The sequence below is a fragment of the Paraburkholderia franconis genome, assembly GCF_009362735.1.
Classification (GTDB): Bacteria; Pseudomonadota; Gammaproteobacteria; order Burkholderiales; family Burkholderiaceae; genus Paraburkholderia; species Paraburkholderia franconis.
The window spans coordinates 27,126-41,729 of sequence record NZ_WHNP01000062.1; the positions used below are offsets into that span (position 1 = coordinate 27,126).

14 protein-coding genes are annotated in these 14,604 nt (G+C 62.8%); 3 read left to right on the top strand and 11 right to left on the bottom strand.

Annotated features, from left to right (window positions below):
* Positions 1-76 precede the first annotated feature (76 nt).
* Entirely contained in the window at positions 77-3,679 is a 3,603-nt protein-coding gene (locus GCT13_RS37095; RefSeq protein WP_152766906.1) for an indolepyruvate ferredoxin oxidoreductase family protein, read from the bottom strand.
* A gap of 348 nt (positions 3,680-4,027) precedes the next feature.
* Here GCT13_RS37095 and GCT13_RS37100 point away from each other — a divergent pair, with 348 nt between their 5' ends.
* Positions 4,028-4,213 (top strand): hypothetical protein, encoded by a 186-nt coding sequence (locus tag GCT13_RS37100; RefSeq protein ID WP_152766908.1) that lies wholly within the window; start codon positions 4,028-4,030, stop codon positions 4,211-4,213.
* Positions 4,214-4,372: 159 nt separating this feature from the next.
* Here the strand turns inward: GCT13_RS37100 and hppD are convergent, their stop codons facing one another.
* The gene (hppD, locus tag GCT13_RS37105) at positions 4,373-5,470 is read right to left on the bottom strand and encodes a 4-hydroxyphenylpyruvate dioxygenase (protein ID WP_152766910.1); all 1,098 of its coding nucleotides are present in this window, start codon (positions 5,468-5,470) and stop codon (positions 4,373-4,375) included.
* A gap of 154 nt (positions 5,471-5,624) precedes the next feature.
* Here hppD and GCT13_RS37110 point away from each other — a divergent pair, with 154 nt between their 5' ends.
* The gene (locus GCT13_RS37110) at positions 5,625-6,140 is read left to right on the top strand and encodes an Lrp/AsnC family transcriptional regulator (protein WP_152766912.1); all 516 of its coding nucleotides are present in this window, start codon (positions 5,625-5,627) and stop codon (positions 6,138-6,140) included.
* 102 nt (positions 6,141-6,242) lie between these two features.
* Here GCT13_RS37110 and GCT13_RS37115 read toward each other — a convergent pair whose 3' ends face one another.
* From GCT13_RS37115 to paaA, 8 genes are all read right to left on the bottom strand, one after another.
* On the bottom strand, positions 6,243-6,908 hold the full coding sequence (locus GCT13_RS37115) for a GNAT family N-acetyltransferase (RefSeq protein ID WP_152766914.1): 666 nt from the start codon (positions 6,906-6,908) through the stop codon (positions 6,243-6,245).
* Between the two features lie 320 nt (positions 6,909-7,228).
* Positions 7,229-7,855, bottom strand: a complete 627-nt coding sequence (locus tag GCT13_RS37120) for a TetR/AcrR family transcriptional regulator (RefSeq protein ID WP_152766916.1) — start codon at positions 7,853-7,855, stop codon at positions 7,229-7,231.
* Positions 7,856-7,872: 17 nt separating this feature from the next.
* Complete coding sequence (locus GCT13_RS37125) at positions 7,873-8,685, bottom strand: DUF1835 domain-containing protein (protein WP_152766918.1); 813 nt, start codon at positions 8,683-8,685, stop codon at positions 7,873-7,875.
* A 208-nt stretch (positions 8,686-8,893) separates the two neighbouring features.
* A complete protein-coding gene (paaE, locus tag GCT13_RS37130; protein WP_152766920.1) occupies positions 8,894-9,982 on the bottom strand; it encodes a 1,2-phenylacetyl-CoA epoxidase subunit PaaE in 1,089 nt (362 codons plus the stop codon).
* A gap of 1 nt (position 9,983) precedes the next feature.
* Positions 9,984-10,553 carry a 1,2-phenylacetyl-CoA epoxidase subunit PaaD gene (gene paaD / locus GCT13_RS37135; protein WP_152766922.1) on the bottom strand — a complete coding sequence of 190 codons (570 nt, stop codon included), beginning with the start codon at positions 10,551-10,553 and terminating at the stop codon, positions 9,984-9,986.
* 19 nt (positions 10,554-10,572) lie between these two features.
* Positions 10,573-11,376 carry a 1,2-phenylacetyl-CoA epoxidase subunit PaaC gene (paaC, locus tag GCT13_RS37140; protein WP_152766924.1) on the bottom strand — a complete coding sequence of 268 codons (804 nt, stop codon included), beginning with the start codon at positions 11,374-11,376 and terminating at the stop codon, positions 10,573-10,575.
* 9 nt (positions 11,377-11,385) lie between these two features.
* Positions 11,386-11,670: a 1,2-phenylacetyl-CoA epoxidase subunit PaaB gene (gene paaB / locus GCT13_RS37145; protein WP_090871245.1), complete on the bottom strand. Its 285-nt coding sequence runs from the start codon at positions 11,668-11,670 to the stop codon at positions 11,386-11,388.
* 40 nt (positions 11,671-11,710) lie between these two features.
* On the bottom strand, positions 11,711-12,709 hold the full coding sequence (paaA, locus tag GCT13_RS37150) for a 1,2-phenylacetyl-CoA epoxidase subunit PaaA (protein ID WP_152766926.1): 999 nt from the start codon (positions 12,707-12,709) through the stop codon (positions 11,711-11,713).
* Between the two features lie 159 nt (positions 12,710-12,868).
* Between paaA and GCT13_RS37155 the strand changes: the two genes are divergently transcribed.
* The gene (locus GCT13_RS37155; protein WP_152766928.1) at positions 12,869-14,143 is read left to right on the top strand and encodes an SGNH/GDSL hydrolase family protein; all 1,275 of its coding nucleotides are present in this window, start codon (positions 12,869-12,871) and stop codon (positions 14,141-14,143) included.
* 4 nt (positions 14,144-14,147) lie between these two features.
* On the opposite strand, the gene GCT13_RS49870 is transcribed toward GCT13_RS37155, so the two are convergent.
* On the bottom strand, positions 14,148-14,604 hold a 457-nt coding region (locus GCT13_RS49870; RefSeq protein ID WP_227747209.1), incomplete at its 5' end, for a hypothetical protein.

The window sequence follows — 14,604 nt, forward strand, 5'->3', positions numbered from 1 at the left end:
AAAAAAGGGCACCGCGAGGTGCCCTTTTTTGTTGCTGCCGGTCTTGTGCTGCCGGCCCGCCCGGAAAACTACAGCGTTACGCGACGTGCTGCTGCTCGACGCTGCCCGCCGGCGAGCGCCACTTCGCGAGCAGCGAAGCCCACTTTGCGCGCACGCCCTTCAGATTGTTTTCCTTCACGTGGCCGTAGCCGCGAATGCCGTCCGGCAGGTTCGCGAGCTCGACGGCCAGCGCGCGCTTCTCAACCGTCAATCCGCCGATCAGCTCACGCACCAGCGTTTCATACTCGACGATCAGCGCACGTTCGGCGCGGCGCTCTTCCGTCTTGCCGAACACGTCGAGCGCCGAGCCGCGCAGGAACTTCAGCTTCGCGAGCACGTGCATCGCGTTGAGCATCCACGGACCGTACTGCTTCTTCACCAGATGGCCATGCGCGTCCTTCTTCGCCGTCGACGGCGGCGCGAGATGGAATTTCAGCTTCCAGTCGCCTTCGAAATTCGCCTTCAGCCTCTCGACGAACGCCGGGTCCGAATACAGACGCGCCACTTCGTATTCGTCCTTGTACGCCATCAGCTTGTGCAGGTTCTTCGCGACGGCTTCCGTCAATGGCATCTGGCCGTCGGCGGCTTCGAGCTTCGTTTCAGCGGCCCGCACTTCGTCGACCAGCTTGCGATAACGCGCCGCGTACGCGTCGTTTTGATAAGCGGCCAGATACTGCGCGCGCTTGTCGATCAATGTATCGAGCGCCTTCGGCGTATGCAGCGAAATGATCTTCGCGGCATTCGACGTGTTGTCGTCGTCGGTGCGGTTCTGCGGTCGCGCGAGCTTGCGCACGGCGTCGAGATCGTGTGCCGCGCGGCGGCCCCATTCGAATGCCGCGCGGTTCTTCTCGACCTGCACCGCGTTCAGCTCGATCGCGCGAATCAGCGACTCGTGCGTGAGCGGCAGCCAGCCTTTCTGCCACGCGTAGCCGAGCACGAACGGGTTCGTGTAGATCGCATCGCCGAGCAGCGCGACGGCGAAATGGTTCGCATCGACAGCCGCGACGTTCTCGTCGCCGGCAGCCGCGCGCACGTCTGCGTCGGCGCTAGCGCCAGGGAAGCGCCAGTTCGGGTTCTTGATGAACTCGGCCGTCGGCGTCGGCGCGCTGTTCAGCACGACGTGCGTGCGGCCGTTCTGCATCCGCGATACGCATTCGTCGCCTGCCGTCACGATCGAATCGCAACCGATCACCAGATTCGCTTCGCCCATCGCGATGCGTGTCGCGTGGATGTCGGCGGGCTGGTTCGCGATCTGCACGTGGCTCATCACGGCGCCGCCTTTCTGCGCGAGGCCCGTCACGTCGAGCACGGTGACGCCCTTGCTTTCAAGGTGCGCGGCCATGCCGAGCAGCGCGCCGATCGTCACGACACCCGTGCCGCCGACGCCCGTCACCAGCACGCCGTACGGCTTGCCGATCGCGGGAATCTCAGGATCAGGCACGGGCGGCATCGTGTCACTGCCGGTACTCGACGCCTTCGGCTTACGCAGCTGTCCGCCTTCGACGGTCACGAAGCTCGGGCAAAAGCCCTTCAGGCACGAGTAGTCCTTGTTGCAGGTCGACTGATTGATCTGCCGCTTCGTGCCGTACTCCGTTTCAAGCGGCTCGACCGACAGGCAGTTCGATTGCACCGAGCAATCGCCGCAGCCTTCGCACACCGCTTCGTTGATCACGACGCGCTTCGCCGGATCGGGATACGCGCCGCGTTTGCGGCGGCGGCGCTTCTCGGTCGCGCAGGTCTGGTCGTAGATCAGGATCGTCGTGCCTTCGATCTCGCGTAACTCGCGCTGCACATCGTCGAGCTGGTCGCGATGGTGTACCGCGATGCCAGGAGCCAGGCCGACATTCGCGCTGTACTTCTCGGGCTCGTCGGTGACGATCACGATTTTGTTCGCGCCTTCCGCTGCGAGCTGATGCGTGATCTGCGGCACGGTCAGCGTGCCGTCGACGGGCTGGCCGCCCGTCATCGCGACGGCGTCGTTATACAGAATCTTGTACGTGATGTTGGCCTTCGACGCGATCGCCGCGCGAATCGCGAGCAGGCCCGAGTGGAAGTACGTACCGTCGCCGAGATTGGCGAACACGTGCTTGTCGTTCGTGAACGGCGCCTGGCCGACCCACGCGACGCCTTCGCCGCCCATCTGGCTGAACGTGCTCGTGCTGCGGTCCATCCACACGGTCATATAGTGGCAACCGATGCCCGCCATCGCGCGCGAGCCTTCGGGCACGTTCGTCGATGTGTTGTGCGGACAGCCCGAGCAGAACCACGGCTTGCGTTCGGCTTCGACGCGCGGACGCGCCAACGCTTTTTCCTTCGCTTCGATCACGGCGATGCGCGCCGCGATACGCGCGCGCACATCGGACGGCAGATCGAACTTGTCGAGACGCGTCGCGATCGCCTTCGCGATCAGCGCAGGCGACAGTTCGTAGTGCGCGGGCAGCAGCCAGTTGCCCATCGGCACCGACCACTCGCCGCCTGCGCCGTCCTTCTCGTCGAACTTGCCGAACACGCGCGGACGCTGCGCATCGGGCCAGTTGTACAGCTCTTCCTTGATCGCGTATTCGAGAATCTGGCGCTTCTCTTCGACCACCAGAATCTCTTGCAGTCCGCGCGCGAACGCCTGCGCGCCTTGCGCTTCGAGCGGCCACACGCAGCCGACCTTGTAGAGACGAATGCCGATGCGCGAGCAGGTTTCGTCGTCGAGGCCGAGATCGGTCAGCGCCTGACGCACGTCGAGATACGCCTTGCCGCCCGTGATGATGCCAAAGCGCGCGTGCGGCGAATCGATCTCGATCCGGTCGAGCTTGTTCGCGCGCACGTAGGCGAGTCCGGCGTACCACTTGTAGTCGAGCAGACGTGCTTCCTGCACGAGCGGCGGATCGGGCCAGCGAATGTTGAGACCGCCTTCGGGCATCTCGAAGTCGGACGGCAGAATGATTTGCGTGCGGTGCGGATCGATATCGACGGAAGCCGACGACTCGACCACGTCGGTGACGCACTTCATCGCGACCCACAGGCCGGAGTAGCGGCTCATCGCCCAGCCGTGCAGGCCGAAGTCGAGATATTCCTGCACGTTCGACGGAAACAGCACGGGCAGGCCGCATGCCTTGAACAGGTGTTCCGATTGGTGCGCGAGCGTCGACGATTTGGCGGCGTGATCGTCGCCGGCGAGCACGAGGACGCCGCCGTGACGCGACGAGCCGGCCGAGTTGCCGTGCTTGAACACGTCCCCCGAGCGGTCGACGCCGGGGCCCTTGCCGTACCACATCGAGAACACGCCGTCGTATTTGGCGCTGGGATAGAGGTTGACCTGCTGCGAGCCCCACACGGCCGTCGCGGCGAGGTCTTCGTTGACGCCCGGTTGAAAGACCACTTGATGTCCGGCGAGGTGCTTCTTCGCCTTCCACAGCGCCTGGTCGAGACCGCCCAGCGGCGATCCGCGATAGCCCGAGATGAAACCGGCGGTATTGAGTCCGGCGGCCTTGTCGCGCTCCTGTTGCAGCATCGGCAGACGCACCAGCGCCTGGATGCCGCTCATGTACGCGCGGCCGCGTTCGAGCGTGTATTTGTCGTCGAGCGTGACGGAAGTCAACGCGGCTTCGAGCGAGGCTCGCTGACCAGCGTCTAGCGGGGCATTCATTATGTGTACTCCTCCACCCAGGTTGGGATCGCCAAAACCTTCAGGGCCTCGGCATCTTGTGAATGCTCCGGCCGGGGTCGCCATATTGACGGCTTTTTTGCGATGGTAGCACTGGTAAAAACCCGCCGCTAATCGTTGAAAACACCACGATGCGGGATGACTCACGCAGAAAAATGTCGCGCGTATGACGTGGCGGAATCTTTTTAGTGTGCCGCTGTAACAGCGTGTAAAAGCTTGAAACGACAGGAACGGGACTTGAAATGCCGGTCTAAACTCCCCACCTGCACGAATCGCAACGTTCCGCATGCCGCGGAGCTTCGCTGTGCAGGAGTCGAAAAAGGAGTACGCATGAACACGAAACACATCCAGACCTTCCTGATGGTCTCGGCAGCATTCTTCGCGATGAGCGCGCCCGTGCACTCGAGCAGCGCCAGCTCGCTCGTGAATGCCGTTACGCGCACCGCGCCGGTGGCTGCGGCAACGGTCGCCGTGAACCGGCAGCGCTCGTCCGACGACACGGAGCAGCGTGGCTGACGCGCGATGGCGAGCGGCCGGCTGGGCCGCACGCGTCTGAACGAACAGCGAGAGTCGGCGGACCGAGGGGCGCCGATTCTTAAATCCAGAAATGAAAAGGCGAGGATCGTATGATTCCTCGCCTTTTTCTTTGCTTGGTGTTAGCCGCCAGAATGGGCGTTACGCCTTGTCCTGCACGACCCCGCGACGAATCTGATCGAGCTCGATCGATTCGAACAGCGCCTTGAAGTTACCCTCGCCGAAGCCCTGATTGCCCTTGCGCTGGATGATCTCGAAGAAGATCGGTCCGATCTGGTTCTCGGTGAAGATTTGCAGCAGCAGGTCGTCGTGCGCGCCGTCGATCAGGATCTTGCGCTTGCGCAGTTCTTCCAGCGGCTCGCCGTGGTTCGGCACGCGGCGGTCGACGAGTTCGTAGTACGTGTCGATGGTATCGAGCAGCGAGATGTTCGACGCGCGCAGGCCGTCGACCGTCCTGTAGATATTGTTCGTGCCGAGCGCGATGTGCTGAATGCCTTCGCCGTGGTACGCGTCGAGATATTCCTGAATCTGGCCAGCCGTTTCCGAGCCTTCCTCGTTGATCGGAACGCGGATCTTGCCGCATGGCGACGTCATCGCCTTCGACTTCACGCCCGTCACCTTGCCTTCGATGTCGAAGTAGCGCACTTCGCGGAAGTTGAACAGGCGCTCGTAGAACTCGGCCCACTCCTGCATGCGTCCGCGATGGACGTTGTGCGTCAGGTGATCGATATAGGTGAGTCCGTGGCCGGTCGCGTTCGGATCGGCGCCCGGAATCGGCTCGAAGTCGACGTCGTAGATGCTGATGTCGCCGATGCTGTGGGGCGCCGCGCCGTTCTTGCCGCGCCAGCGGTCGACGAAATAGATCAGCGAATCGCCGATGCCCTTGATCGCGGGAATGTTCAGCTCCATTGGGCCCGTCTTGTTGTCGAAGCCCCATGCGCCCAGTTCGAGCGCGCGCTTGTACGCCTTGGCGGCATCCTGCACGCGGAACGCGATCGCGCAGATAGACGGGCCATGCTGGCGCGCAAAGCGCTGCGCGAACGAATCCGGCTCGGCATTGACGATGAAGTTGATGTCGCCCTGGCGATACAGCGTCACGTCCTTGTGACGATGCTTCGCGATCGCCGTGAAGCCCATCCGTTCGAACAGCTTGCCGAGCGCGACGGGGTCCGGCGCCGTGTACTCGATGAATTCGAAACCGTCGGTGCCGACGGGATTTTCCCAGGTAGGAACCTTCATATCTGTCTCCTCAAATGCGGATTTCCGATGCGCGTTGCGCGATTCGATGAAGAACAGTGTAGTTGCCCGTGCTGGAAGAATACTTGCGAAATTAATCGCCGCTCACTACGCTGACGCTACTTTCTGGCGCTTCGCCGCCTTTGGATGGCAGAACATGGCTCAAATTGAGATAGATGCAATCGACCGGCGGATTCTCGCAATCCTTCAGGAGAATGGGCGGCTGTCGAATCAGGAGATCGCGGATCGGGTGAATCTGTCGCCGAGTCCGTGTCTGCGCCGTATTCGCCGGCTGGAGGAAATCGGCGTGATTCGTGGGTATGTTGCGCTTCTGGATGCGCAGATGCTTGGGCTGGATCTGCTCGCCTATGTCAACGTGCGACTGGAAAAGCGCGGCGGTCCCGTGCTCAGCGCGCGCGCCGACGGCACGTCAGGGCGCGCGGGCGCGACGCATTCGGAACTGTTCCGGGCGGCGGTGCAGGGCTGGCCGGAAGTGGTCGCCTGTCACGCGATGACAGGCGACATGGATTATCTGCTGCGCGTGCAGGTGCGCGACATGGCGCATTTCTCGCGATTCGTGCAGGAGCAGTTGCTGCGGCATCCGTCGGTGATCGACGTGAAGTCGAGCTTCTCGCTGGAGAAGTTCAAGGAGACCACTGCGCTGCCGCTGTGAGGGGCGGCGCGCGCAAGCACGCAAAAGCACGCAGAAGCACGCGCAAACAAAAAGGGCGGCTCGTTGAAGAGCCGCCCTTTGGGATTTCCTTGTTCGCGATGCTTACGCGGCAATCGCAGTCGGAATGAACGATTCGATCAGCTTCGACGTGCTGCGCGCCTGGCGCTTGAGCACGTAGTCGAAGACGGCTGCCTGTTCCTGCAGCATCTCCGCGATGATGCTGTTCTGATCGGCGGGCGCGAGCGTCAGATACGCGTCCGCTTCGCCGTATGCGTATTCGATCTTCATGCCGGCTTTCTTGGCGATGTGCATCATCGTCATATTGCGCGACAGGCAGTGGATGTACAGCGTCGTGACGTGCGTGTTGCGGCTGCGGATGGCGGCGCGCTCGAAGAGCTTCGTGCCGATGCCTTGACCGCGCACGCTTTCCGACACCGACACGCCGAATTCAGCGGTGCGGGTGTTGCCCTCGGCGGGCAGATAGGCCAGATGGCCGACGCCGACCAGTCGCAGATGGCAGTCGAACACGCCAAATACGGTGTCGCGGCTGAAATCCAGCGTGCGGACATAGTTCTCGATCACGTGGTCCGGCGTGATCTGGCCGAAGCGCAGCAGACGATCGTCTTCACCCAGTTCGAGGAAGTGAGCGAGCAGGCGCTTGCGGTCTTTCTCGCCGAGTTCCCGGACCAGAACAGGCGCGCGGCCGGCGACGTTCATCAAGCGATTGACGACGATCGGCTTGGTGGCGCGGACAGTTTGCTTATTCATGGTGGGTTCTCCTTTAGCTAGGCGGCATGACGCGCCGCAATAAGCATTCTAATGGAAAACCCGAGGTTGACCTAGGGAAAACCCGGAATGAAGTCGAGTACGCAGTCTAAAATTGCGTTCTCTATTTTTTTAATCTATTGATTTTTAAATAAAATTTATAGAATGAACGTGCGATAACGCTGCGTCGCCGTGCCGCAACGAAGGCACGTATATTGCTGCGTCGCGACATCGTTTTGTCATCACAGGAGGGTGTGCGTCTGGGCGGGCGCGCGCATCGAAAGTACGGATGCTGCTGTCTTCGTGAGCGCAACGGCCGCGCGTCAGCTGCGATCCGCGCCGGCGGCCTTCGATGCGAGCAGCCCGTGATCCACCATCTCGACGACCTGCTCGGCGAACTCCCGATAGCCCATCCGGCCGCCTGGCTTCAACCAGGTGAAGGTCCAGTTGATCATCCCGAAGACCATCATCGTGAGCGCGGTCTGGTTTTCGCGGTTGACGCGCTCGGGATAGGCGCGCGCCAGTTGTCGCGCGAACGCGGCGACCACGTCTCGCTGGCGGTTCAGGACGATTTCGCGCTGCGCTTCGACCAGATATTTGACGTCGTTCAGCAGCGCGACGTGCCGGCTATGCGACGTCTCGTACTCGGAGAGAAAGGCGCGGATCAGTTCGGCGAACGCATCGCGTTCGGTGAGTCCGCGCCGCTGGCTCGCGCCCTCGACCTCGGCAATGATCAGCATCAGCCGCTTCGTGTAGCGATCGAGCAGATCGAAGAGAATCGCTTCCTTGCTCTCGTAGTAGTGGTACAGACGCGCTTTCGATGTACCGCTCGCCGCGGCGAGGTCGGCCATCGACGTGCTCGGATAGCTCGTTTGAGCGAATTTCGCAGCGGCCAGTTCGAGGATCTGGTCCCGCTGGCTCTCGTGATCTGGGGCTCGTGTACGGGCCATGATTGTTCTGGTTTGTCTCAAGCAGGAGAAAAGGTGTCGCGCGCGACATTCATTTCGAGTGATCGCCAGGCGTTCGGATCGCCGCGTAGCTGCAGCTGGCCGTCAGCGGCGAGCTCGCGCAGACGCCAGAGCACGATGCCATCGCTGACCAGCAAGCCGTTGTTTGCCGTCATCACGGCAGCGGCGACGCGCCCGACGGATTGCCACCCTTCGGCGGCGTGTTCGAGGATCGACGCGTCCAGTTCGGCGAATGTGCCACTTGAAAAAGTGTTGTCGTGCCAGCGGCGCAGTTCCGCGTTGGCCTGCTTCACCTCCTGCCATTCGAGCGCGAGACGCCCGATGCGCAGCACCGAAATCGGCGCGGCCGTGGCGAGCCGCTGTCGCAGCACAGCCGGAGCGAACATGCCGACGGACGTCGCCCGATCGGCGCGGCGGTGCGCGGCGCTGTCGCCCGTCAGATCGTCGACGCAGACACGCGCTTCGTTCAGCCGTTGCGGCATCTCGCGAAGATGGAAACATACGCGGCGCAGCGTCAGCTGATCGGCGCAGCTTTGGCCATGCCATACGACGACGTGTGTCGTCGCGCCGACCACCGCTTCCAGTTCGCTCGCCTGGGCGTCGAATTCGACCGCGAAATTGCGTGTGATGTCGCCGGTGACGCGTCGCCAGAAGTCGGCGCGCGGATGCGGCGCTTCATCGATACCGCGCAACGGACCGACGGCCAGGTCGTCGCGCAACGCGAGCACGGCGTCGGCGCGGCCCGCGTGGCTGAGCGCTTGACGCAGGGAGTCGGCGGCAACATCGCCGTTGGTAATGTGGATCGTGCTCATCGTGATTGACGGGGCGGTTCGTTCACCGCTCGATTGCAGTTCAGGCGTGCTTCGCCCGGACAACGGAAAAGGCCGCTCGTCGAGGAAAGGACTTTCCCATGACGAGCGGCCCCTAGTGTAAGCGGATCGCGGACGTGCTGAAAGCGACTGGCGCGCACAAACCATGCGCGGCGCTTGCATGGCAGGCGCGCCGCGGCTCGCGCAACCGTCAGCGTTCGTCGTAGCTGACCACGACCTTGTCGCTGACGGGATGGCACTGGCAGGTGAGCACGAAGCCGTCGCGGATCTCCTCTTCTTCCAGCGTGTAGTTCTTTTCCATCTTCACTTCGCCTTCCAGCACTTTCGCGCGGCAGGTGCAGCAGACGCCGCCCTTGCACGCGTACGGCAGCGCCAGCCCGGCTCGCAAGCCCACGTCGAGCACGCTCAAGCCCTGATACGGCAGACGCAGCTTGCGCTTCTTGCCGTCGAGGACGATTTCGAGGTCGGCTGTCGGTGTGTCGTCGCTGATTTCGGTGGCGGGCACGCCTGCCTGCGGCAGCGGCGTCCCGAAACGCTCGACGTGCACCTTTTCCTGTGGCACATCCGCCGCCTTCAGCGCGGCTTCGGCGGCGTCCATCATTGGCGCGGGACCGCAGATGAATGCTTCGTCGATCGTGCCCGGCGGCACCAGCGTTTCGAGAAACGACGCGCACTTCTGCTGATCGAGCACGCCGTTGAACAGCTCGACGTCCTGGATGTCATCGGACAGCACGTGGTACAGCACGAAGCGGTTCATGAACCGGTTCTTCAGATCTTCGAGTTCTTCGGCGAACATGATCTGGTCGATGCTGCGGTTGCCGTAGATCAGCGTGAACGTGCTGCGCGGCTCGATCTCCAGTGTCGTCTTGATGATCGCGAGCACGGGCGTGATGCCCGAGCCGCCCGAGAACGCGACGTACTGCTTGCCGTGGTCGGCGTTCAGGTGCGTGAAGAAGCGGCCGTCGGGCGTCATCACGTCGATGGTGTGGCCGGGTTGCAGCGTATCGAACGCGAAGTTCGAGAAGCGGCCGCCGCGCACGCGCTTGATGCCGATGCGCAACTCGCCGTCGCGATCGTAATCGGTGACGCCGACGCAGATCGAGTACGAGCGGCGCGTCTCTTCGCCGTCAATGTGCGTTTTCAGCGTGACGAACTGGCCCTGCGTGAAGCGATACTGCTCGCGCAGTTCGACGGGGACTTCGAAGGCGACGGAGACCGCGTCGGCGGTTTCAGGCCGCACTTCCCGGATGCGCAGCGGATGAAATTGCGGAGTGGCCATATCAGTAGGGTTTGAAATAGTCGAAGGGTTCGCGGCAGTCGACACAGCGATACAGCGCCTTGCATGCCGTCGAGCCGAATTGCGCGAGGCGTTCGGTGTGCTTCGAGCCGCAGCGCGGGCAAGCGGGCGCGGGCAGCGAACGCGGGACGAAGCGGATCACTTTCTGTTTCGCGTTCGCGCCTGTATTGGCGTTGGGCTCGGCGCTGCCGCAGTTGCCTGTCGGCGGTGCGATGCCGTAGGCGCGCAGTTTTTCGCGGGCGTCGTCGGTGATCCAGTCGGTCGTCCAGGCGGGCGCGAGCACGGTTTGCACGCGGTACGGCGCGAGGCCGGCGGCGTCGAGCGCATGGCCGATGTCTTCCGCGATCTGCGACATCGCCGGGCAGCCCGAGTAAGTCGGCGTGATGACGACTTCGAGCGCGCCATCGGCGGCGCGGCGCACGTCGCGCAGAATGCCCAGTTCGCGGATCGACACGACGGGAATTTCCGGATCGGGCACCGCTTCGAGCACGGCCCACGCCTTGTCGAGCGCGCGATCCGTTGCAACGGCTGCTGTTTGGGCGGTCGAAGTCATCGTCTCACTCACCTTTGGATTACCAGCTTGCGCCCGGATGCTGGCGCGCGAGGCTTTGCATTTCCGCGAGCAGGAAGCCCATGTGCTCTGAATGCTCGCCGTGCTTGCCCGTCGTGATGTGCTTGACGGGCTCCGGCAGCGTGAGCGTCGCTTCGTCGAGCGTGCTCCGCACGTCTTCGAGCCACAGCGCTTCCAGTTCGGCCGTTTTCGGGCCGATGCCGGCGGCGGCGATCGTGTCTTCCGTCGCGTCGGCGCTGAAGAATTCGCGCGTGTACGGCATCAGATAGTCGAGCGCGTCCTGCGCGCGGCGATGCGATTCGTCCGTGCCGTCGCCGAAACGCACGAGCCATTCGCGCGCGTGATGCACGTGGTACTGCGTTTCCTTGATCGACTTCGCGGCGATCGCGGCGAGCTGCGCGTCCGACGAACCTGTCAGCGCCGACCAGACGTGCCGCATCAGCGTCGAGTACAGGAAGTTGCGCACGGTCGTGACCGCGTAGTCCTTGTCCGCGTGCGCCGTGACCGCGAGCGGCCCGACGTGCGGCAGCTCGGCGAGCGTGTAGTTCGCGAACTCGCGCTCGGCGCGGAAAAATGCGAAGTCGTCTTCCGTACGGCTTTTGCCTGTAAGCGTCTTTTCCAGCTCGGCGGCGTGCGTGTACAGCAGACGCGCCTGGCCGATCAGGTCGAGGCTCATGTTCGACAGCGCGATGTCTTCTTCGAGAATCGGGCCGTGGCCGCACCATTCCGCATTGCGCTGACCGAGGATCAGCGCCGTATCGGCGAGGCGCAGCACGTAGGCGAGGTGTTGGGGCGTGATATCCATGACGCGCGCTTACATGTGGTTGACTTCGTCGGGCAGCTGATAGAACGTCGGATGGCGATAGATCTTGTCGCCAGCCGGTTCGAACAGTTCGGCTTTTTCGTCAGGCGCCGATGCCGTGATCGCCGACGACGGCACCACCCAGATGCTCACGCCTTCCTGGCGGCGCGTGTAGACGTCGCGCGCCATGCGCAGCGCCATCGCGGCGTCGGCGGCATGCAGGCTGCCGCAATGTTTGTGGTCGAGTCCCTGCTTGCTGCGCACGAAGACTTCCCAGATCGGCCATTCCTTGTTCATCGCTATCTCCTTCCTGTCCTTCGAGATTCGGGGGCGCCGCTCAGGCGGCGTGTTGCTGCGCGCGCTGGCGCTGTTTTTCGGCGTGGGCGAGGGCGGCTTCGCGGACCCAGGCGCCGTCGTCATGCGCTTTCACGCGCGTGGCGAGGCGTTCCCGGTTGCATGGGCCGTCGCCGTTGACGACGCGCCAGAATTCTTCCCAGTCGATGTCGCCGTAGTCGTAGTGGCCGCGCTCCTCGTTCCACTTCAGTTGCGGATCGGGCAGCGTGACGCCCAGCACCTTCGCCTGCTCGACGGTCGCGTCGACGAATTTCTGGCGCAGGTCGTCGTTCGTGATGCGCTTGATGCCCCACTGCGCCGACTGATTGCTGTGGACGGAATCCTTGTCGCTCGGGCCGAACATCATCAGCACGGGCCACCACCAGCGGTTGACGGCCTGCTGAACGAGTTCGCGCTGGGCGTCGGTGCCCTTCATCATCGCGAGCAGCGCGTCGAAGCCCTGGCGCTGATGGAACGACTCTTCCTTGCAGATGCGGATCATGGCGCGCGCGTACGGACCGTACGTGCAGCGGCACAGCGGAATCTGGTTCATGATCGCCGCGCCGTCGACCAGCCAGCCGATCACGCCGACGTCCGCCCAGGTCGGCGTCGGGTAATTGAAGATGCTCGAGTATTTCGCCTTGCCCGAATGCAGAGCGTCGATCATTTCGTCGCGCGACACGCCGAGCGTCTCGGCCGCGCTATACAGATAGAGGCCGTGGCCGCCCTCGTCCTGCACCTTGGCCAGCAGAATGGCCTTGCGCTTGAGGCTCGGCGCGCGCGTGATCCAGTTTCCTTCCGGCAGCATGCCGACGATTTCCGAATGCGCGTGCTGCGATATCTGGCGAATCAGCGTCTTGCGGTACGCGTCGGGCATCCAGTCTTGCGGCTCGATCTTGCCGTCGGCGGCCATCACTTCATCGAAGCGGGCCTGTTCGGAAGAGCCGTTGGCCGCGTCGAGCGGCGCGACGTTGCCAGGAATGTCGAGGGATTGCGTGTACATGTCGAACGCTCTCGTCCTAGTGGTGTGTGTTCGGCAGTATAAACCAACCGTCCGGTCGGTTAATCAATTTTTTGAGATGGTTTGATAGGGGTTTGCACTATGTGATCGTGCACAATGGGCGGCTTGCGTCCTTAACCTGTTTTCCAGCAATCAGTCGAAATGATCACTCGTCCTCTCGCCGTTCTCTGCGGCGCCGTTGTTTCTTCGCTTGTGTTTGCATCGGCGCCCGTCTTCGCCGCCGGCGCGCAGACGCCATGGGTCACGGTTTGGGCCACGGCGCTCCAGCCGATCCCGCAAATGCCCAATCCGCCCGCGCTGTACCGGACGCCCGACGTCGCAGGACGCACGGTTCGGCAGATCGTGTATCCGACGCTGTCGGGCGACGTTGTTCGCATCCACATCAGCAACGCATATGGAAAGACGCCGCTCGTCATCGAGGATCTGCGGATCGCGCGCTCGGGTGTGGGAGCAGGCGCGGCCGTTCAAAGCGGTACGGACGCACGGGTGACGTTCGGCGGAAAAGAGGCGGTGAGCTTGCCTGCCGGCGGGGAGATCGACAGCGATCCCGTGCGGATCGGCATCTGGGCCGGCGTGCCGTATGCCGTCAGCAGTTATATGGGGCGTGAGCAACGGATAGTCTCGTGGCATCGGGTTTCGAATCAGGTCAACTATGTATCGATGCCCGGCAACCACGCGGGCGACGCGTCAGCTGATGCTTATCGCCGGCGATTTACCCAATTCGCATGGGTGACGGGGTTCCAGGTGGAGGCGCCTTCGTCGGCGACGGTCGCGGCAATCGGCGATTCGATCACGGATGGGATGCGCTCGAGCCTGAATCAGAATCGTCGCTGGCCTGACGCGTTTGCGCGTCGGGTGGTTCAGAGCGGCGACAAGACGACGGCGGTCGTCAATCTTGGGATCAGCGGAAACCGGCTGCTGAGCGACTCGCCTTGCTACGGGGACGCGCTCGCGTCGCGGTTCGGACGCGACGTGTTGGCCCAGCCCGGCGTGAAGACCGTGATCTTGCTGATCGGCATCAACGACATCAACTTTGCTGCGATGCCGGCGCACGCTGGACTCGATTGCGACTTTCCGCATACGGCTGTTACATCGGAGAGTCTGATTGCGGGCTACAAGCAGGTCATTGCGGCGGCGCACGCGCGAGGTATGCACATTTTCGGGGCCACATTGACGCCGGCGGATTTGCCGCCGCAGCGTGAGGCGATCCGTTCGGCGGTCAATCAATGGATCCGGACGAGCCGGGCGTTCGACGGGGTCGTGGATTTCGATGCTGCGCTGCGTGATCCAGTCGAGCCGACGCGCCTCCAGCGTTCGTTCGACAGCGGCGATCATATCCATCCCAGCGATGCGGGTTATGCGGCGATGGCCGCCGCGATCCCGCTGCCGGCGGTGCTGGGCGCGCCCCAAAAGTGATTTGTTAAAAAACTTCCGTCACACCCTTGTCATTGAGCCGTGGATGGCCTAAGATTCGCGTCCTTCGTTCGGGTGCGCCGTTTGCGGCGCGACGCAGCGGGGGCCGCGGCAGAAACGGCGCGGTGGCGGAATCGGCAGGGGTTTCAGTTTCAGGCGATGATGCAAAAAACCTGTTGACGGATGCCGGAAGGTTCTTCATAATCTCATTTCTCTGCTGCTGATGCAGCAACGCAACGAAGGCAAGGCGCCTCGTGCGATGTTCTTTAAAAACTAACAGCCGACAGATGTGGGTGCTCGATGACGGCGCGCGGTGGTTCTCAGGAGCTGCCGAAGGCAAAAGTAATCGAGACTCACACAGAAAGAAATTGAGGAAGGTTTGAGAAATCGAACCATCAGTCAGTGATTTTGAGTGAGCGACCGGGTTCGAGAGAACCCGAAAACAGTAACAGGTTTGAACTGAA